At 62.7% G+C, this 17,706-nt stretch carries 15 protein-coding genes; 9 read left to right on the top strand and 6 right to left on the bottom strand.

Annotated features, from left to right (window positions below; genetic code table 11):
- Window positions 1-320: 320 nt before the first annotated feature.
- Window positions 321-1,574 (bottom strand): RNA polymerase sigma factor, encoded by a 1,254-nt coding sequence (locus AB4Y77_RS15525; protein ID WP_311212100.1) that lies wholly within the window; start codon window positions 1,572-1,574, stop codon window positions 321-323.
- Window positions 1,575-1,632: 58 nt separating this feature from the next.
- Complete coding sequence (locus AB4Y77_RS15520; protein ID WP_311212101.1) at window positions 1,633-2,052, bottom strand: YciI family protein; 420 nt, start codon at window positions 2,050-2,052, stop codon at window positions 1,633-1,635.
- A gap of 187 nt (window positions 2,053-2,239) precedes the next feature.
- Here AB4Y77_RS15520 and AB4Y77_RS15515 point away from each other — a divergent pair, with 187 nt between their 5' ends.
- A complete protein-coding gene (locus tag AB4Y77_RS15515; RefSeq protein WP_311212102.1) occupies window positions 2,240-3,325 on the top strand; it encodes a fatty acid desaturase family protein in 1,086 nt (361 codons plus the stop codon).
- Between the two features lie 160 nt (window positions 3,326-3,485).
- Here AB4Y77_RS15515 and AB4Y77_RS15510 read toward each other — a convergent pair whose 3' ends face one another.
- Complete coding sequence (locus AB4Y77_RS15510) at window positions 3,486-4,043, bottom strand: Clp protease N-terminal domain-containing protein (RefSeq protein ID WP_442014541.1); 558 nt, start codon at window positions 4,041-4,043, stop codon at window positions 3,486-3,488.
- A gap of 187 nt (window positions 4,044-4,230) precedes the next feature.
- Window positions 4,231-5,166, bottom strand: a complete 936-nt coding sequence (locus AB4Y77_RS15505; RefSeq protein WP_442014540.1) for a 5'-3' exonuclease — start codon at window positions 5,164-5,166, stop codon at window positions 4,231-4,233.
- A 184-nt stretch (window positions 5,167-5,350) separates the two neighbouring features.
- Here AB4Y77_RS15505 and AB4Y77_RS15500 point away from each other — a divergent pair, with 184 nt between their 5' ends.
- The 8 genes from AB4Y77_RS15500 (at window position 5,351) to AB4Y77_RS15465 (ending at window position 15,427) form a co-directional block, all read left to right on the top strand.
- Window positions 5,351-7,261, top strand: a complete 1,911-nt coding sequence (locus AB4Y77_RS15500; protein ID WP_442014539.1) for an FAD-binding monooxygenase — start codon at window positions 5,351-5,353, stop codon at window positions 7,259-7,261.
- 182 nt (window positions 7,262-7,443) lie between these two features.
- Window positions 7,444-8,328, top strand: a complete 885-nt coding sequence (locus AB4Y77_RS15495; protein WP_396136272.1) for a MurR/RpiR family transcriptional regulator — start codon at window positions 7,444-7,446, stop codon at window positions 8,326-8,328.
- Between the two features lie 64 nt (window positions 8,329-8,392).
- The gene (locus AB4Y77_RS15490) at window positions 8,393-9,298 is read left to right on the top strand and encodes an NAD(P)-dependent oxidoreductase (protein WP_442014538.1); all 906 of its coding nucleotides are present in this window, start codon (window positions 8,393-8,395) and stop codon (window positions 9,296-9,298) included.
- Between the two features lie 29 nt (window positions 9,299-9,327).
- A complete protein-coding gene (locus AB4Y77_RS15485) occupies window positions 9,328-10,875 on the top strand; it encodes an aldehyde dehydrogenase family protein (protein WP_442014537.1) in 1,548 nt (515 codons plus the stop codon).
- A gap of 11 nt (window positions 10,876-10,886) precedes the next feature.
- Window positions 10,887-12,113 carry an amidohydrolase gene (locus AB4Y77_RS15480; RefSeq protein WP_442014536.1) on the top strand — a complete coding sequence of 409 codons (1,227 nt, stop codon included), beginning with the start codon at window positions 10,887-10,889 and terminating at the stop codon, window positions 12,111-12,113.
- Window positions 12,110-13,480, top strand: a complete 1,371-nt coding sequence (locus AB4Y77_RS15475; RefSeq protein WP_442014535.1) for a DUF3100 domain-containing protein — start codon at window positions 12,110-12,112, stop codon at window positions 13,478-13,480. The genes AB4Y77_RS15480 and AB4Y77_RS15475 overlap by 4 nt, the downstream gene beginning before the upstream one ends.
- Before the next feature lie 187 nt (window positions 13,481-13,667).
- Window positions 13,668-14,150: a hypothetical protein gene (locus tag AB4Y77_RS15470; protein WP_311212111.1), complete on the top strand. Its 483-nt coding sequence runs from the start codon at window positions 13,668-13,670 to the stop codon at window positions 14,148-14,150.
- Window positions 14,151-14,155: 5 nt separating this feature from the next.
- Window positions 14,156-15,427, top strand: a complete 1,272-nt coding sequence (locus AB4Y77_RS15465) for an MFS transporter (RefSeq protein WP_442014545.1) — start codon at window positions 14,156-14,158, stop codon at window positions 15,425-15,427.
- A 45-nt stretch (window positions 15,428-15,472) separates the two neighbouring features.
- Here the strand turns inward: AB4Y77_RS15465 and AB4Y77_RS15460 are convergent, their stop codons facing one another.
- Together AB4Y77_RS15460 and AB4Y77_RS15455 are read right to left on the bottom strand one after the other, a co-directional pair.
- Window positions 15,473-16,429 (bottom strand): LysR family transcriptional regulator, encoded by a 957-nt coding sequence (locus AB4Y77_RS15460; protein ID WP_311212112.1) that lies wholly within the window; start codon window positions 16,427-16,429, stop codon window positions 15,473-15,475.
- A 28-nt stretch (window positions 16,430-16,457) separates the two neighbouring features.
- Window positions 16,458-17,681, bottom strand: a complete 1,224-nt coding sequence (locus tag AB4Y77_RS15455) for an MFS transporter (protein ID WP_442014534.1) — start codon at window positions 17,679-17,681, stop codon at window positions 16,458-16,460.
- Between the last annotated feature and the right edge of the window lie 25 nt (window positions 17,682-17,706).

Here is a 17,706-nt window from a genome sequence, read left to right as displayed (position 1 = left end):
GTCCTGAACATCGGCCGCACCACCCGGATCTTCCCACCCCACATCGACCCCCACCAAACACCCCGACGCAACCACCACCACACCCCACAAAACACAAGAAAGCCTCAGCAGAACAAGAACCCGCCCAACCCCGGCGCCGGACGAAAACTGCCCGAGTCTGCCTGAATAACGTCGTGCGTTGGGTCAGGCCCGGTGCTGGGCGCGTCCGGGACTGCCTCAACAACGGTGCGTTGGGCCCGGCCTGATGCTGGGCGCGTCCCGGACTGCCTCAACAACGGTGTGCGATGGAATAGTCTGCTTATTGAACGTGGCGAGGCAGACTATTGCCCTGCCAGATCGGCAATTTTCCGCTCCAGAGCCATCCGTTCGGCCGCGTTCGGGCAGAGCTCCAGCGCTTCGGTGAGAGCATCCACCGCCTCACCGAACCGACCAAGTCTGGCCAGGAGCTCGCCCCGCACTGCAGGCACAAGGTGCGAGCCGCTCAACTCCCCCCGGCCGGCGAGGGCATCCACCAATTCCAGCCCGGCAACCGGCCCCGAAGCCATAGCCACGGCCACTGCCCGATTCAACTCAATCACCGGCGAAGGTGCCAACCGCCCAAGTGCCTCATAGAGGATCACTATTCGTTGCCAATCCGTCGCGCCTGCGGTCTGTGCCACTGCGTGGCATTCAGCAATGGACGCTTGAAGTCCATAGGTGCCGAGGCCGCGGCCAGCCGCAACCGCAGTCGATAGTGCCGCCCTGCCGCGGCGTATCGCGGACTGGTCCCACCGGCGTCGATCCTGATCCTCAAGAAGTACAGGTCTCCCGTTCGCGTCGATCCTCGCGGGAAAGCGTGCGGCCGTCAGTTCCATCAGCGCAAGCAAGCCAAACACCTCTGGTTCTGGCGCCAGGCGGATAAGAACACGGGCCAGTCGTCGTGCTTCACTGGCCAGTTCAATACGCATCCACGAGTCACCGCTGCTGGCGAAGGAACCCTCAGTGAAAATCAGGTACACCACGTGCAGTACTGAACCAAGCCGCTCAGGAATGTCAGCTGGTTCCGGAACGGTGAAGGGAACGTGCGCGGCTGCAAGAGTCTTCTTGGCGCGGGTGATGCGGGCTTGGATGGTAGGGACTGGGACAAAGAACGCCTTGGCGATCTCCTCTGTGCCAATGCCGCCCACCACCCGCAGAGTCATGGCAATCCGCGCTTCCCGAGACAACACCGGGTGACATGAGATGAACATCAAAGCCAGCACGTCGTCGTCGATCGAGTCCGGATTGAACAATGTATCCACGCCCGGTTCCTCCTCGGCGAGGCCGCGTGCCAGCAGGGCGTACTTTTCCTCAAGGGCAGCCTTCCGGCGGAAGGAATCGATTGCCCGGCGGCGGCCGGCAGTCAGCAGCCATCCGGCCGGTTCTGCTGGGACACCATTCACGGACCAGGACACCAAGGCCTCAGCGAGTGCTTCCTGCGCGAGGTCTTCGGCCAAGGCGAAGTCACCCGTGTAGCGGGCAAGGGCGCCGACAATGCGGGCGGATTCACTGCGCCACACCGCTTCGACGGCCGCCCTTGCCACGTTGTTTCCCATGTCAGGTACTGCTGTCTCCAGTTTTACGAACAGCTCACGACAGTATCCGGGACCGTTATCAGAGCTGGCCGGTCTGTTCGCGCCACGCCCGTTCCTTTTGGATCCATTCGTTGTCCTGCGGGAATTCGTCAATGCTGGTGACGCGTCGGATTTCAGTCTTGGTGCCGGCAGTCATGGGCGCGCGCTTGGCCCACTCGATGGCTTCCTGCTTGGAGGCAACGTCCAGGATGTAGTAGCCGCCAAAGAGTTCCTTGGTTTCGCCGTAAGGCCCGTCCGTGACGACGGGGGTTTCACCAGTGAAGTCAACCACGACACCCTCTTTCGCGTCGTCCAGGCCTTCCGCTGCGAGGAGGACTCCTGCACGGATCAGTTCGTCATTGAATTTGCCCATGGCATCGAGGATTTCGTTGAAATCGATATTCTCGAACTTGGCGTACGAAGCGTCGTCCGCCCGCATGATCAACATGTATTTGGCCATCTGACTCAATCTCCTGTGTTGTGGAAGGTCGCCCTTCGACCCTCTCATCCATAGGTCGAACAGCACGAGCGTAAATCGACAACATTTTGAGATGAATATCCGGTTCCCAGTTAATGTCACCGGCGTAGTCTGAAAGAACGGTGGAAAACGATTCTGTTGAGTCTGCCGGGAAGTGGTTCGAGGCACCATGGCACCAGAACATTTGTCCGATGAAGTTCTGCCGGACCAGGGTGCCGCCCGGACCGTCACCACCTACGCCACTCTCTTGCGGTCCGTACGCAGTGCCGGGCTCCTGAAACGCAGGCGAGGTTTCTACATCACGGTTTTTATCATCCTGATGGTGGCGTGGGCAGGCACGTGGGGCGGCTTCCTCCTGCTGAGGGACACATGGTTCCAGCTCCTCATTGCTGCGGGAATGGGTGTGGTCCTTACCCAGTTCGCGTTCCTGGCGCATGAAGCCGGCCACCGGCAGGTGTTTAAGTCCAAGGGTATGAATGAGTGGTCCGCGAGGCTTGTTGGTACGGCGTTGGTGGGTATCAGCTACTCCATGTGGGCACAGAAGCACACCCGGCATCACAATTTTCCCAACGTCATCGACAAGGATCCGGACATCCATACGGGCGTCATCGCATTCCACCCCGAAGCAGCAAGCACGCGCCGTGGCTTCATGGTGCACGTCACCCGCAAGCAAGGCTGGCTGCTGTTTCCCCTGTTGTTCTTCCTGGGCGTGAGCTTGCACGTCGACTCCTTGAAGTTCTTGCTGCATCAAAGAAAAGTCGATCACCGATGGGTGGAAATCCCGGTCATCCTGCTGCGCCTGCTGGCCATGCCCTTGCTGGTGTTCTGGCTATTGCCCCTGGGGATGGCGTTCGCGTTCCTTGGCGTTCAGTTGGGCGTGTTCGGCTTCTATATGGGAGCGTCCTTCGCGCCCAACCACAAAGGGATGCCCATCCTGGCTTCCTCAACCCGGACCGACTTCCTTAACCGTCAGATCCTCACGGCGCGGAATATCTCCGGCGGCAGGTTCATGGACGTGCTGATGGGTGGCTTGAACCGCCAGATCGAGCACCATCTTTTCCCCGACATGCCGCGCCCCTACCTGCACCGCGCCTCAGGGATCGTCAAAGCGTGCTGCAACGAGCTGGACATCCCCTACACCGAAACCAGTTTGGGGGCGTCCTACATGACAGTGGTGAAGTACTTGGACGAAGTTGGCTTGTTCGCTGGAGAGCCCTTCGAATGTCCCGTGATGAACCAGTTCCGTCCCCGCTAGCCAGTTCCGTCCCCGCTAAGTGCCAGACCACGTAGTAACAAACTCACTTGGGGCAGACCAGAAAGGATCCCCCGGACGTCGCCCGAGGGATCCCTCGCATCTGCCGAGCAGCCGGTCAGTTGCTCGGCGGCTCAGCGGCTGGGCCGATCAGCTCTCGGTGTCAGCGGCCACCTCCGCCGATAACTCCAGCCTCCACGGCTTTCGCCACCGCGTCGGCTTCTGCCTGGCTGAGTTTGCCGTCAGTAACAGCCTTGTCCAGTCTGGTCTTCAGCGCAGCCGAACGCTCCGCCGTAGCTTCCGTGCGTATCTCCTCCAACGCGGTGGTGACCTTTGCTTCGTCCACCCCCAACGCTTCGGCCAGCGACTTAGCCAGGGCCGCGTTCTGCGCCGTCCGGTCCGGCTTGGTTCCTTCGGTTCCTTCGGCAGGAGGCGCAGCGGGCTTGTTCGCCTCACGGAATGCCTTCAAGGCTTCGGTGACCTTGGCCTCGTCAACTCCGAGCTTGCTGGCCAGCTGGGTTGCGATCTGGCCGCCGTCCCGACCATGGCCGTGTCCGCCGGGCTTTCCGCCGCGGTCTGACGGAGTGGTGGCATCTGCAGACGAACTGGCGCTCGGCGACGGCGTGGTGGCTGCTGTCGCGATGCTGGTTGCGCCCAGGCCTGCGCCCAATGCCAGGGCTCCGGCCGCCACGCCCAGCGTTATTCTCTTGGTTTTCGACATGTACCTCTCCTCAATGAGCCGTTGATACGGCTGGTGTCTGAGGGACGAGCCTGAGTGCCGTCCTCTTCCAACGATGAGAGGACAACCCCAGCCCGCGCTGTCGCGAACCTGTCATTCGCCTGTGAAAGTGAACCGCAAGCTGTGAAGGAACTCCAAGAGCATCCGGTCCGTCAACGGCTGCGGCGGCTCAGCGTTCGCGGTCCAGGGCGTCCAGCAGCCGTTTGACCGATCCTCCCAGGTTCCACTCGGTGGCCAACTGTTCGAGTTCCGTCCGCGCCGCGCCGGTTACAGGACGCAGCTGAGCACCCGCATCTTCCAGTGTGGGCACCTTGAGGTCGCGCACCACGTTGACGACCGCGGGTGCCACCGTGAGGTAGTCGGCTGCGGCCGACAGTTTGGCTCGGATGGAAGCGGACAACCCGCCGTCGGGGTCTTCTGCTGCCATGAGCAGGCCTTCCAGCGAGCCGTGCTCGCCAAGCAAGGACGCAGCAGTCTTTTCTCCTATCCCCGCCACGCCCGGAAGTCCGTCTGAAGCGTCACCCCGCAAGGTGGCAAAGTCGGCGTATTGCTGGGGAAGGACACGGTATTTACCCACCACCACGACGTCAGTGACGAGCTCCAGGTTCCGCATGCCGCGTGCGGTGTAAATGACCCTGACCCCACGCCCGTCATCCACCAATTGGAAAAGATCGCGGTCTCCAGTCACCACGTCCGTGGGGATCTGGGCCTGGCTGGCATAGGTGCCAACAACGTCGTCGGCCTCGTGCTCATCTACCCCCACAACAGCAATGCCGGCGAGGTCAAGAACATGACGGATCAGGGGAATCTGGGCTTCCAGCGGGTCGGGCACCACCTCGAGGTCGGGACCATCGTGGTTGATCTCAGCCACCCTGTGCGACTTATAGCTGGGAATCAGGTCCACCCGCCATTGCGGCCGCCAGTCGTTGTCCCAACAGGCCACTACGTGGGTCGCTTCATAGTCGGTGGTGAGGCGGGTGATCATATCCATGAGCCCCCGCACGGCGTTCACCGGTGTTCCGTCGGAGCGGCGTATCGAATCAGGGATACCGTAGAAGGCACGAAAATACAGCGAAGCGGTATCCAGCAGCATCAGTCGGGGCATACCTGATCCTGACACGTCCGCGGCCCTTTGGGCAGGAACCCCTGGTCGATGCGGTGGTGAGGCGCCACAAACACTTGAAGACTACTGTGAGCGGCATTACGATTGTGTGAGCGATAATAGAACAACCTGTTCTATTATAGAACAAACCAGCGATTGATTGCCCACAAAGAAGTGAGGAAAGCCCGTGCAGTTCCACCACCACGGTTACGTATCCGGTGACCCGCGAGTCGAACCGGCCGCCGGCGTCGGCATCAACCGCCCAACCGGGCTGCCGGAGGAAGTTGACGTCCTCATTGTGGGCACCGGCCCTGCCGGAATGCTGACTGCGGCGCAGCTGTCCCAATTCCCCGACGTCACAACGCGGATCGTGGAGCGTCGCCCCGGCAGGCTCGCCATCGGCCAGGCCGACGGCATCCAGGCCCGCAGCGTCGAGACCTTCCAGGCGTTCGGGTTTGCCGAGCGCATCATCGCGGAGGCCTACCGCATCACTGAGATGGCCTTCTGGAAGCCGGACCCCGCCGACCATTCCCGCATTGTCAGGGCTGCCCGGGCAGTGGATGACCCCGCAGGGATCAGTGAATTCCCACACCTGATCGTGAACCAGGCCCGCGTGCTGGACTACTTTGCCGAGTTCATGGCCAACTCGCCCACGCGTATGACGCCGGACTACGGCTACGAATTCCTGGGTCTCCAGGTCACTGGCGAAGGTGAGTATCCCGTCACGGTGACGCTGGCCCATACGTCCGGTCCCAATGAAGGCCAAGAGCGCATCATCCGAGCGAAATATGTGGTGGGTGCTGACGGTGCCCGCAGCAAAGTCCGCGAGTCGATCGGCTGCCACCTTGCCGGCGACCAAGCCAACCACGCCTGGGGTGTCATGGACGTCCTCGCCGTCACCGACTTCCCGGATATCCGCACCAAGTGTGCCATCCAGTCCGGCGCCGGTGGCAGCATCCTGTTGATCCCCCGCGAGGGCGGGCATCTGTTCCGCATGTACGTGGACTTGGGCGAAGTCAACCCCAATGACAAGGGCGCGGTGCGCAAGACGACCATCGAGCAGATCATCCAGAAGGCAAACGACATCCTCCACCCGTACACGTTGGATGTCCGCAACGTTGCGTGGCACAGCGTGTACGAGGTAGGCCATCGCCTCACGGACAGGTTCGACGACGTTCTGCCGGAGGACCGCGGAACGCGCGCCCCACGGGTGTTCATCACCGGCGATGCCTGCCACACCCACTCCGCCAAGGCCGGCCAAGGCATGAACGTCTCCATGCAGGACGGCTTCAACATCGGCTGGAAGCTCGGCCACGTCCTCGAAGGCCGCAGCCCCGAAAGCCTGTTGGACAGCTACTCGGCTGAACGCCAGGTAGTGGCCAAGAACCTCATCGACTTCGATAAGCAATGGTCCACGCTGATGGCCAGGAAGCCCGAAGAGTTCGAAGATCCCGCAGAACTGGAAACCTTCTACACCAGTACCGCCGAATTCCCGGCCGGTTTCATGACGCAGTACGCGCCATCGATGCTGGTAGCCGAAGCACAGCACCAGGGACTCGCTACCGGCTTCCCCGTGGGTAAACGCTTCAAATCCGCGCCCGTTCAGAGAGTGTGCGACACCAACCCCATGCACCTGGGCCATCACGCCAAAGCGGATGGTCGTTGGCGCATCTACGTCTTCGCCGACACCGCACAGGCAGGGGCTCCGGGCCCCGTGGCGGACTTTGCCGAGTGGATCGCGAACTCGCCGGACTCGCCGCTGGCCGCAACGCCGTCGGGCGCTGACCGCGACGCCTGGTTCGACGTGAAGGTGATCTATCAGCAAGACCACACCGCCGTGGATATTAATGCCGTACCTGCAGCTTTCAAGCCCACGGTGGGACCGTTCAAGCTCACCTATCTTGAAAAGGTGTTCGGCACCGATCCCAACAATGACATCTTCGACCTGCGCGGACTCAGTCGTGACGGCGTAGTTGTGGTGGTTCGCCCAGACCAGTACGTCGCCAATGTGCTGCCGCTGACTGCTACTGCCGAACTCGGTGGGTTCTTTGCGCCATTGTTGGCTTCACGCCCGGGCGCTGGGCTCATTCAGGCGTAGCAACCAGCCGGTGGACGCAGAGGTCCCATAGGCGGATTGGGGAATGCCGGCAGGCCGCGACGGCCTGCCGGCATTTTTTACACCCTTGTAACGCAAACCACTAGAAGCAAACCAGATTGCAGAGTATCTTTATTGCAATACAGTTTGCAGAGTGATGTGGGTTACAAGGAGATTCGGTGAAGATCAGCCAGGACCAAGTGGGGGCACCCTCCGGGGCACGGGAGTCCGTGGACCACGCGTGGCTTGGGGACGCGCTCCCGGACGTAACCCTGTCCAAATCGCAAGCGCGGGTGGTGGAAGTCATCGCCCGCAATCCGCAGCTCTCCTCCTACGCCGATATAGCCGAAATCGCCCAACGGTCGGACGTGAACAACTCCACCGTCGTCAGGACGGCACAGCGGCTCGGATACCGGGGTTGGCCCGACCTGCAACGCGAACTCCGCTCCCGGTACCTGGTGATGATCTCCACCGAAGACACCCTGCTTGAACACGGTGAACACCGCAGTCCCCTCCATGATGCTTTGAACCATGACATTGAAAATCTCCGGCTGACCCTCGACTCCAACACTGCCGAGGATGTCGAGGCTGCCATCAGCGCCCTTGCCGCTGCCAAGTCCATCACCGCTATTGGCATCGGATCCTTCGCAGGCCCGGCAAGCGTTATGGCCCACCTTGGCTCGACCATGGGCTACCCCATCACGCTGGAAAACCGCGGCGGCGTCCACTTCGCGTCGGCGGCGAACAACCTCGGCCCCGGCGATGTCCTGGTGGTGGTCAATATGTGGCGGTCCGTCCAGCAAGTCATCGTCACCGCCGAAGCTGCCAAGCAGTCCGGGGCCACAGTGGTGGCCATCAGCGACATGCGCCGTGGCCGTCTCGCAGCAGCTGCTGACCACTTGCTGATCGTGGCATCAGAAGGCATCTCCTTCTTCCAATCCGTCACGGCCGCAAATTCGATGGTCTATGGACTGCTCGCCGGCATGGAAGCGGCCCACCCGGAACGCAGCCGTGCCGCCATCCGGCGTACGCAGCAGCTGTGGAAAGACCTGGATATCTACCTGGACTAAGCACCCACCACGGCCAGCACCCCGGCCATCAAGACCCATGCATTGCCCCAGCAAGGAGTACCACATGAGCAACAATCGTCGCGTCGCCGTCATCGGCCTCGGATCCATGGGCGGAGCCATGGCCGCCACCCTGCACCGCGCAGGCTGGGACGTTACCGGCTTCGATCCGTCGGAAGCCGCAAGGGAAGCTGCCGCCCGCACCGGCATTTCCACCACCGCAGAGATCAGTGAACTGGCAGGAACCCCCTACGCAGTCCTGTCCCTGCCCTCGGCCAAAATCGTGGAGGCCACCGTTCCGGCGCTTCTCGCAACCCCTGGCACTATGGCGATCATCGACACCACTACCTCGGAGCCTGGGACCAGTAAATCCATGGCCGGACTCGCCGCTTCCAGCGGTGCAGCATTCGTGGACGCCCCGGTTTCCGGCGGACGCGTCGGCGCGGCCAGCGGAAGCCTCAGCGCCTTTGTCGGTGCGACCACGGACGCTCTGACCGCCGCACGTCCCGTTCTTGAAGCGCTGACGGGCGGCCAGTACGCCCACATCGGCGGCCCGGGCAGCGGCAACGTCGTCAAATTGTTGAACAACGTTTTGGCCGCTGCCAACCTGGTGTCCGTGGGTGAAGCCCTGGGCGTGGCGAAGGCTTACGGCATTGATCCGGCCGTGGCGGCAGCCAGCATCAGCAACGCCTCCGGCGGCAGTAAGGTCTCAGCCGCCATGTACCCCACGTGGGTCCTGTCCGGCACGCATGATTCCGGATTCTCCCTGGGCCTTATGGCCCGGGATGCCGCCTTGGCCATTGACGTTGCCCGGCAGCTGGGTGAGGAACCGGAACTCCTGGCCGCGGCCGCCGGCCAGTGGCAGGACGCTCTGGCCGCCCTGGGCCCAACTGCCGACTTCACTGAAATCGCCCGGACCGTGGCACCTTCCATTACACCTGCCGGCGCTCCGAAAAGCACCCCGGACGCGTAGCACGCACTCCCTGAGAGAAGGACAGCATCTTGAGCATCACAACAGCCCCCACAGCATCCTCCACGGAGACCGCCCGGACAATCCTGGACGCGGCTTTTCCACATGGCCTCGGCGCTTTCATGGACGGGAAAGTAGTCCCGGGTTCCGGCAGCACCATCAATCTCACGTCCGCAGCTACAGGCGAACCATTCGCCGGCTACGCCGATCCTGGCGCCGAGGGGGCCAACGCCATCCTTGAAAGCTCGCTCCGCGGCGCCGAAACCTGGGGAAGGTTGAACGGCTTCGAACGTGCGGCCATCCTCCGCAACGTCAGCACAGTAGTTGCCGCGCACACCGAGGAACTGGCCATCCTGGAAGCAGGAACCACTGGCAAGCCCATCCGTGACGCCCGCGCCGAAGCCGCCAAAGTCGCCGAGATGTTCGGGTACTACGCTGGCTGGGCGGACAAGCTCACCGGCCAGACCATCCCCGTTCCTGGCCCGTGGCACACGTATACCGAGCGCGTACCTTGGGGAGTCGTCGTGGCCATCACGCCGTGGAACGCCCCGCTGTTCACCGCTGGCTGGAACTCAGCCGCTCCGCTGGCCGCCGGCAACGCCGTGATCATCAAACCCAGTGAGTTCACCCCCGCTACAACGGTGCGGCTTGCCCAGCTGGCCCACGACGCAGGGCTGCCCGACGGCGTCTTCAACGTTGCTGCCGGGCTGGGACAGACCGTTGGAGCAACGCTCACTACAGACCGGCGAGTGGGCAAGATCAGCTTCATAGGGTCGGTTCCCACCGGGCGCCGGGTGGCCGTTGCGGCCGCTGGTGCCGGTATCCCGGCCCTTCTGGAGCTTGGCGGCAAGAGCGCCAACATCGTTTTCGCCGATGCCGACCTCGAACGGGCCGCCGACGGGGCCATCTCAGCGATCTTCTCCGGCGCAGGCCAGTCCTGCGTTGCCGGTTCGCGTCTGCTGGTGGAGCGCAGCGTCCACGCCCGCTTCGTCGAACTGGTCGCCGACCGCGCCGCCAGGCTCCGTGTCGGGGACCCGTTGGACGCTGACACCGAGGTGGGGCCGATCATCACCGCGCCACAATTTGCGACCGTGACTTCGTTGATTGAGGCCGGAATGAACGACGGCGGCCGTCGGGTGACGGACCCGGCGCTCCCCGAGGCGCTGGCCGGCTCGGGCCTCGCCGGGGGCCACTGGGTCATGCCGACACTGTTGGACGGCGTCACACCTGCCAACCGATTGGAAACCACCGAGGTCTTTGGTCCTGTAGTGGGTGCCGATGCCTTCGACACCGAGTCGGAGGCGATTGCCCGCGCCAACAACACCAACTTCGGCCTGGCAGGAGCCGTATGGACCTCCGACATTTCCCGGGCACACCACATCGCCCGTGAAGTAAAAGCCGGGACTTTTTGGATCAACTCTTATAAGACCATCCACGTCGCCGTCCCCTTTGGCGGCTTCGGTGATTCGGGGCACGGCCGTTCCTCCGGTCCGGGCGTCCTGGATGAGTACACGCAGACCAAAGCGGTCTGGGTACCCACACGGGCAGCTGGCTCCCCGTTCCCGTCCCTGTCCTACTAGCAGGAATGATCATGGAAAATACCAACACAACATCAGCAGCTGACGATCTGCGCTCTGCGTTGAAAGACGGCGTCGCCACGTGGAGACCGAGGGTGCAGGCTCTATCTGAGAACCTGCACGCCAACCCTGAGATCTCCTTCGAGGAAGTCCAGGCGGCCGAAGCCATCACGTCCTTGTTGGCCGAGGGCGGCTTCGAGGTGGTCAAGGGAACAGCGGACCTCCCCACAGCGTTCTCGGCGAGCGCCGGAACCGGTGACCTCGTGGTGGCACTTTGCGTGGAATACGATGCTCTGCCATCCGTGGGGCATGCCTGCGGGCATAACCTCATTGCCGGGGCTTCGGTGGCTGCAGCTTTGGCTCTTCTCCCCCACGTTGATGAACTGGGCATCACTTTGAAGGCGATCGGGACGCCCGCCGAGGAACATGGCGGGGGCAAGGTACTCATGCTCGAACGCGGCGCCTTTGACGGCGTTGGCCTGGCCTTGATGGTCCATCCTGTCCAGGATGGCATCACCTACAACCCGGCAGGAACCACCGCACAGGCCGTGGGCCGGTACGAGGCAGTCTTCACCGGCAAGGCCGCCCATGCTGCGGCCGCCCCACACATGGGCGTCAATGCCGGTGATGCTGCGGTCCTGAGCCAGGTGGCCATCGGCTTGCTGCGGCAGCAGATACCGGGCGATCACCGCATCGCCTGCTACGTGGCTGAAGCCGGACATGTCACCAACATCATTCCTGATCATGCAGTGGTGCCGTTCGAGTGCCGGGCGTTCACGATCCCTGAGTATGAGGCGCTGATGGAGCGCGTCAAGCGATGCTTTGAAGGGGCGGCCCTGGCCACGGGAACCACCCTGGAAATCACTGCAGCGGAGCCACTGTACGAACCGTTGCTCCAGGACGGGGACCTGGCCGGCCACTGGACGGCAGCGATGGACGTCTTCGGCAAGGACACCTCGCCGGCGGCGGGCATGGGCGGTGGCTCCACGGACATGGGCAATATCTCCCAGGTCATTCCGTCCCTGCATCCGTGGCTCAGCATTCCCGGAGCAAACGTCCCTATTCATTCGCACGGCTTCGCGGCCTTGGCGAACACTCCCCAGGCGTACGCCGTGATGTTCGAGGCAGCCGCAGCGCTGGCTTGGACCGTGGCAGGCGCCGCATCCAATCCCCAACAGAGAGAACGCTTCGTCAAGGCGGCCTACCGCCGCGAAGCCCTGATCCAGGAAGCATCATCATGAGCACCAGCACCCCAACCGCGCGGACGGACAAGGCCGGCACACGGCTTACGCTTCCGATTGCCGCGCTCGCGTTTGTCATTGCCCTTGCGGTTCAGTTCATTGGCCAGGCCAAAATCGATCTGGGCATTGGCGCGATCATTATCTTCCCGATGGTGTGGGGCCTGATCCTTGGCCTGCTCGTCTCCATCCAGAAGTTCAAGCCGCTGGGCCTTGACCTTCAGCGGGTAGCCGCCGCACTTGTGGGCGTTGCTGTCTTGCTCTTGGTGGCAAGGCTGGCGTTCAATATCGGTCCGAGCCTTCCCAGCCTGATCAAGGCCGGCCCTGCCCTCCTCCTGCAGGAAGTGGGCCACTTGCTGGGAACCATCGTCCTTGCACTTCCGTTGGCCGTGCTGTTGCGGATGGGCAAGGCTACTGTCGGCGCCACCTTCTCGCTGGACCGCGAGCCCTCATTCGCCATGGTCTCGGAGAAGTATGGTCCGGACTCTGACCAATACCGCGGTGTCTTGGCCATGTACGTCTTCGGCACACTGTTCGGCGCCATCTTCATTACGCTGCTGACCTCCTTGGTGGCCAACTGGAAGATCTTCGATCCCCTGGCCCTGGCCATGGGCGCCGGCGTGGGCTCGGGCTCCATGATGGCCGCCTCCGCAGCGAGCATCATCGCGGCGTACCCTGCCGATCAGGAAGCAATTCTCGGCATGGCCGCAGTCTCCAACCTCATCACCACCATTCTGGGCGTCTATGTCGGCATCTACATAGCGCTTCCCGTGGCTGACAAGTTCTACAAGGTGCTGACCCGGAACAAGGAAAGCCAGAAGGTTGCCGCCGGCTCGGTGTCCCAGGTCCGGTCAGAAGCCGAGCTCGCCCAGGACGAAGTCCAGGCCGAAGAGAACCGCCGTTTCCGTGAGGAGGTCGCCAAGTCCTCCGCCGCAATGACGTTGCCGCTGTGGCTTTCCCTGTCAGTATTGACCGTTCTGGGTGTGGGTACAGCGGCGGTGGCGGCCAAGGGCTTGAGCCTTTCCATCCTGGCCGGTTACGGCATCATGCTGGCCCTTGTCCTGGTGAGCCTGTTGCTGGCCAAGATCACCAGGAAGATCTCCGCAATCGTGTTCATCACCACCATTGGCGCGTACATTTCCAGCCCGTGGTTCTTCGGGTCCGGTGTCCTGAACGAAGCCGTCAAGACCGTGGACTTCCTCTCCATCGCTACGGTGATGCTGACCCTCGCCGGCCTGTCGCTTGGCAAGGACATCCCCCTGCTGCGGAACATCGGATGGAAGATCATCCCCGTTGGCTTGGTGGCCATTACGGCGTCCTTCCTCCTCTCCACGGTGATCGCGGAATTCGCGTTGGGACTCTGGCACTAGTCAGCTCCGCCACTGCGAAAAGGTCTGTTTCCCGCTCGGGAAACAGACCTTTTTGGTTTCCTGACGCTCTGCCTGAGGAATGTCGGGGCAGTTGCCGTTCACCCTCCCGGAAAGCCGGGGATGTCTCGGCAGGCAAGTGCTGGATACGGCCCTAGTATTCGGGGCGGCTTGGGCGTAGAACGGCCCTATGGGCGATTGGCGCACGACGCCGGGGACAGTCCTGATGGTCACCTTGGCATGTCTGCTCACGGGATGCACCGTTAGCGGACCAGTTCCTGCGCCTACCCCTACAGGTACGGCCCCGGCTGCCGTTGAGTCCTTGGAGGGCACCATTGGCCGCTTCATGGAGGACGACGTCACCTCCGTAGTGGTGCAGGTGCGCTGGGAAGGCGGGGAATGGTCGCGGGCCTACGGCCTGCGTGATGGCCTGACCCGATGGCGGGACGGATGTTCGCCCACTGGCTACGGCTACGGCCACCGGGGAAGCGTCTACGGCTACCTTTCCACGTCGATCTCCAGCGATGACGGCGCCAGACAAGTCACTATAGGAATGGCCTTGCCCACCCTTCCAACGGAAGACGGGGATCCTGTAACCGGGCGCCGACTGGATCGGTACGCGTCGCAAATGGAACTGGCTGCGCAAAAGACAATAGAACAGTTGTGCGGATGACTACCATGAACCCCGCCGCACGGAAGATCCAGCGCGTCTATCTGACACTGACGCTGGGCAACACGATTGCGGCCTCCTTTATCTGGGGCATCAACACGTTTTTCCTGCTGGATGCCGGTTTGAGCAACCTGGAGGCTTTCGCTGCCAATGCTTTCTTTACGGTGGGAATGGTGGTGTTTGAGATCCCCACGGGAGTCATCGCTGACGGGTGGGGCCGGAGGGTTTCCTTCCTGCTGGGTACGGTCACCTTGGCCGCCTCCACGTATTTGTACTTTGTGCTCTGGCAGATCTCGGCGCCCTTCTGGATGTGGGCGGTGGTGTCCGTTCTGCTGGGCCTGGGTTTCACGTTCTTCTCCGGTGCTGTGGAGGCCTGGCTCGTTGATGCCCTGCAATTCTCGGGTTATGAGGGCGGACTTGAGACGGTGCTGGGCCGCGGCCAAATGGTGCAGGGTGTTGCCATGTTGGCAGGTTCCGTGGCTGGTGGCGTCATTGCGCAGGCGACCAATCTCGGAGTGCCGTTTCTTCTCCGGGTGGGCGTCTTGCTTGCCATGTTCGTCGTCGCTTTCTCCTTGATGCACGACGTCGGGTTCTCGCCTGAACGTTCAACCCACCCCCTCCGCGCGACCCGGGCGGTGCTGTCCGCATCGATCGATAACGGTGTCAAAAACCCGCCCGTCCGATACGTGATGTTGGCAGCTCCCTTCAGTGCCGGCGTCGGAATCTATGTCTTCTACGCACTGCAGCCCTACCTCCTGGACCTGTTTGGTGACCCGCGCGCCTACTCTGTTGCCGGGCTGGCCGCGGCGATCGTGGCTGGTTCGCAGATCCTTGGCGGTTGGTTGGCACCCCACGCACGGAGCCTTTTCCACAAACGCACGTCCGTCCTGATCTTCGGCGGTCTGGTGGGTGCCGTGATTCTCCTGGCCTTGGGTTTCACCGGCAGTTTCTGGGCGGCGCTGGCACTGCTGGCGCTCTGGGGCGTCGTGGGTTCCGCCGTAACTCCCGTACGGCAGGCCTATATCAACGACATGATTCCGTCGAAGCAGCGGGCCACAGTACTGAGCTTCGACTCGCTGATGGGTTCAAGCGGCGGCGTGGTGATCCAGCCGCTCCTTGGCCGGGGAGCCGACCTCTACGGCTACCCTGCGTCCTTGGCCATGGCCGGTGTCATCGAACTGCTTGCGGTGCCTTTCCTGCTGGCAAGCCGGAAGCAGGGATCGATGGCGGACCGGGCCAGCACCGCCGCGAGCGGAACGGACAAAGAGTCCTTGCCGTGACCAGCGGTCTCCCGGTCGCTATACCCCGCCACGGATGGACCCTGGTTAGCTGCCTTGACCGGAGGAGACAGTGACCGGATGTGCCGTCACGGGGAAAATGAGGTGCAGCCGGGAACAGGCCCGCTGAACCACGGACCGCAGCCAGGCGTTGGCTGGGTCTTCGGTTTGAGATGGATGCCAGTACATAGCCTCCACCAAGGAGGCCTCCAGGTCTCCGGTGAACTCCAGAACCTCGATCCCTGCCCCGCGTTGGGCCCTGGATGCCAGCATCCGCGGGACCAAAGCCACCAAGTCCGTACCCTCAACCAGGAGGGGCAGGGACAGGAAGCCTGCCACTGTCGCTGCCACCCGCCGTCGAACGCCCCGTGACTCAAAAAGTTTGTCAGCGGGGGTGCTGATCCCCTCACCGAAGTACCCCACCGCGTGCGGGACGCCAACTAAGTCCGCCAAGGTCACGGCGGGCAGCTGGAGCAACGGATTGGCGGCATCGACCACCGCCACAAAACTGTCACGGAACAGTTGCTTGTTCTCACCTTGCATCTTGTAACCGGTGGGCCCCACCAACAGGTCCATCTTGGAATACTCGGCCATGGTGCCCTCAAGACCGGAGGTTGGAACGAAGTCCACCACCACGTGTGGCGCCTCCTGCTGCAGGATGCCCCGCAGTGGTCCCACCATGAGGGCCGCCGCGTAGTCGGACGCCGCAATGACGAACTCCCGCTCGCTTGTGGTGGCATCGAATCCGGACCGGACACGCGTGGCCCGCTGGACATGAAGCATTGCCTCATCCACCAGCGGGACCAACGACTGCGCAAAGGGTGTGAGGTCGTACGTGCGGCCATGACGAACCAGGAGTTCGTCGTCGAAATGCCGCCTGAGCCTGGCCATTGCTGCACTGGTTGCCGGCTGGCTGAGTTGGAGCCGCTCAGCCGCCCGGGAAACGTTCCGCAATTCCAGCAGCACCTGCAATTGGGGCAACAGGTTGAGGTCCAGGTTCTTCATCCCCCTAGGTTATCCAGCCACGGCTACATCAGTGGCTGACCGGCACCAGCCGCGGTCCGCGAAACAGCACAGCCAGCAACGCCAGTGCGCACGCCAGGCCCAACGCCCCGAGCGCGAGGCCGAGGTTGCCGAGTGCGGCGGCTGTTGCGCCGAGGACAATAGGCGTCAGGAACTGACCAATGAACAAGGTTCCGGTCCAAATGCCGGTGCCCCGGCCGCGCTGGGAGAAGTCCAATCCGTTGACCGCCCACGTCAGCAGCGTCGGCAACAAGATACCCGTACCCGCACTGGCGATCACGGCCCCGAGGACGGCCACCGGAACGCTGCCCGCCACGGAAACAACGCAGAGCCCGACGGCGGCGAGGCCGAAAGCGCCAGCCAACAGTTTCCGGGTGCCCAGCTTGGCCAGGAAGCGGAATGAGATTGCCCCTGCTGCCGTTGCAAGCGAAGCGATCGCAGCCGCCCCGCCGATGAGGGCGGCATCCTGGACTCCCAAACCTGTAATGACGTACGGCAGGTGGACTATCAAGGCGTAGAAGACAATGCCGCCGAACAGTGTCACAGCAGCAGGTGCACCGATCTGCCGCCAGGGCACCGGCTGTTTCGCTGCCAGGCCCGTGGCTGGGTCCTGGGCCAGACTTTTGGCCGGTTCCCAGAGCTTGAAGATCATGGGGACCACCAGGACTGCGCTGACGGCGTACAACCAGAAGGGCGTCCGCCAGCTGATGCTGCCCAACGCGCCGCCCAAGGCAAAGAATGCTGTGGCAGCCAGTGCGCTCACCATGGTTTGGAGGCCCAAATATTTGTTCCGTTGCTGCCCCGCGTAGTAGTCGGTGATCAGGGTTGTGCAGCACGTCATGATGGCTGCCTCTGCAATACCTGCGCCGATCCGGGAGATCGCAATGGATTCGAGGGTGTCCAGCCATAGAGGTGCCGTGCCAAAGAGTGCGTAGGCCAGCATGGCGTAGATCAACAACTGCTTACGGCCCATCCTGTCAGCCACGTATCCTGCCAGGGGCGAAAACAGGGCCACGAACAGCGCTGGAAGTGTCAGGACCAGCGGCACAAGAATGGCGACTCCTGTGGTGTCCGCGAAAACCTGGTTGAGGGTGGGCAGGACAGGTGCCAGCAGGACCGCGCCCAGGACAGGCATGCAGCTTCCGGCAACGAGAAGTGCGGCTTGTGCCCTGCCCGCTTCCCGGATGGAGTCCGGACGGCGCGACTTGAGCGCAGTTGGATCGATGATGCTCATGGGTTGTTCCTTCGCCGTTGAAGAG

Source organism: Paenarthrobacter sp. YAF11_1, from assembly GCF_052113445.1.
Taxonomy (GTDB): Bacteria; Actinomycetota; Actinomycetes; order Actinomycetales; family Micrococcaceae; genus Arthrobacter.
This window is presented reverse-complemented; position numbering and strand designations above follow the sequence as displayed.

Coding starts and splice junctions, on each gene's coding strand:
- AB4Y77_RS15505 (WP_442014540.1), bottom strand. CDS start 5,166: ATGCCCCGACTGATGCTGCTGGATACCGCTTCGCTGTATTTTCGTGCC.
- AB4Y77_RS15460 (WP_311212112.1), bottom strand. CDS start 16,429: ATGAAGAACCTGGACCTCAACCTGTTGCCCCAATTGCAGGTGCTGCTG.
- AB4Y77_RS15515 (WP_311212102.1), top strand. CDS start 2,240: ATGGCACCAGAACATTTGTCCGATGAAGTTCTGCCGGACCAGGGTGCC.
- AB4Y77_RS15455 (WP_442014534.1), bottom strand. CDS start 17,681: ATGAGCATCATCGATCCAACTGCGCTCAAGTCGCGCCGTCCGGACTCC.
- AB4Y77_RS15525 (WP_311212100.1), bottom strand. CDS start 1,574: ATGGGAAACAACGTGGCAAGGGCGGCCGTCGAAGCGGTGTGGCGCAGT.
- AB4Y77_RS15510 (WP_442014541.1), bottom strand. CDS start 4,043: ATGTCGAAAACCAAGAGAATAACGCTGGGCGTGGCGGCCGGAGCCCTG.
- AB4Y77_RS15520 (WP_311212101.1), bottom strand. CDS start 2,052: ATGGCCAAATACATGTTGATCATGCGGGCGGACGACGCTTCGTACGCC.
- AB4Y77_RS15470 (WP_311212111.1), top strand. CDS start 13,668: ATGGGCGATTGGCGCACGACGCCGGGGACAGTCCTGATGGTCACCTTG.
- AB4Y77_RS15475 (WP_442014535.1), top strand. CDS start 12,110: ATGAGCACCAGCACCCCAACCGCGCGGACGGACAAGGCCGGCACACGG.
- AB4Y77_RS15490 (WP_442014538.1), top strand. CDS start 8,393: ATGAGCAACAATCGTCGCGTCGCCGTCATCGGCCTCGGATCCATGGGC.
- AB4Y77_RS15480 (WP_442014536.1), top strand. CDS start 10,887: ATGGAAAATACCAACACAACATCAGCAGCTGACGATCTGCGCTCTGCG.
- AB4Y77_RS15465 (WP_442014545.1), top strand. CDS start 14,156: ATGAACCCCGCCGCACGGAAGATCCAGCGCGTCTATCTGACACTGACG.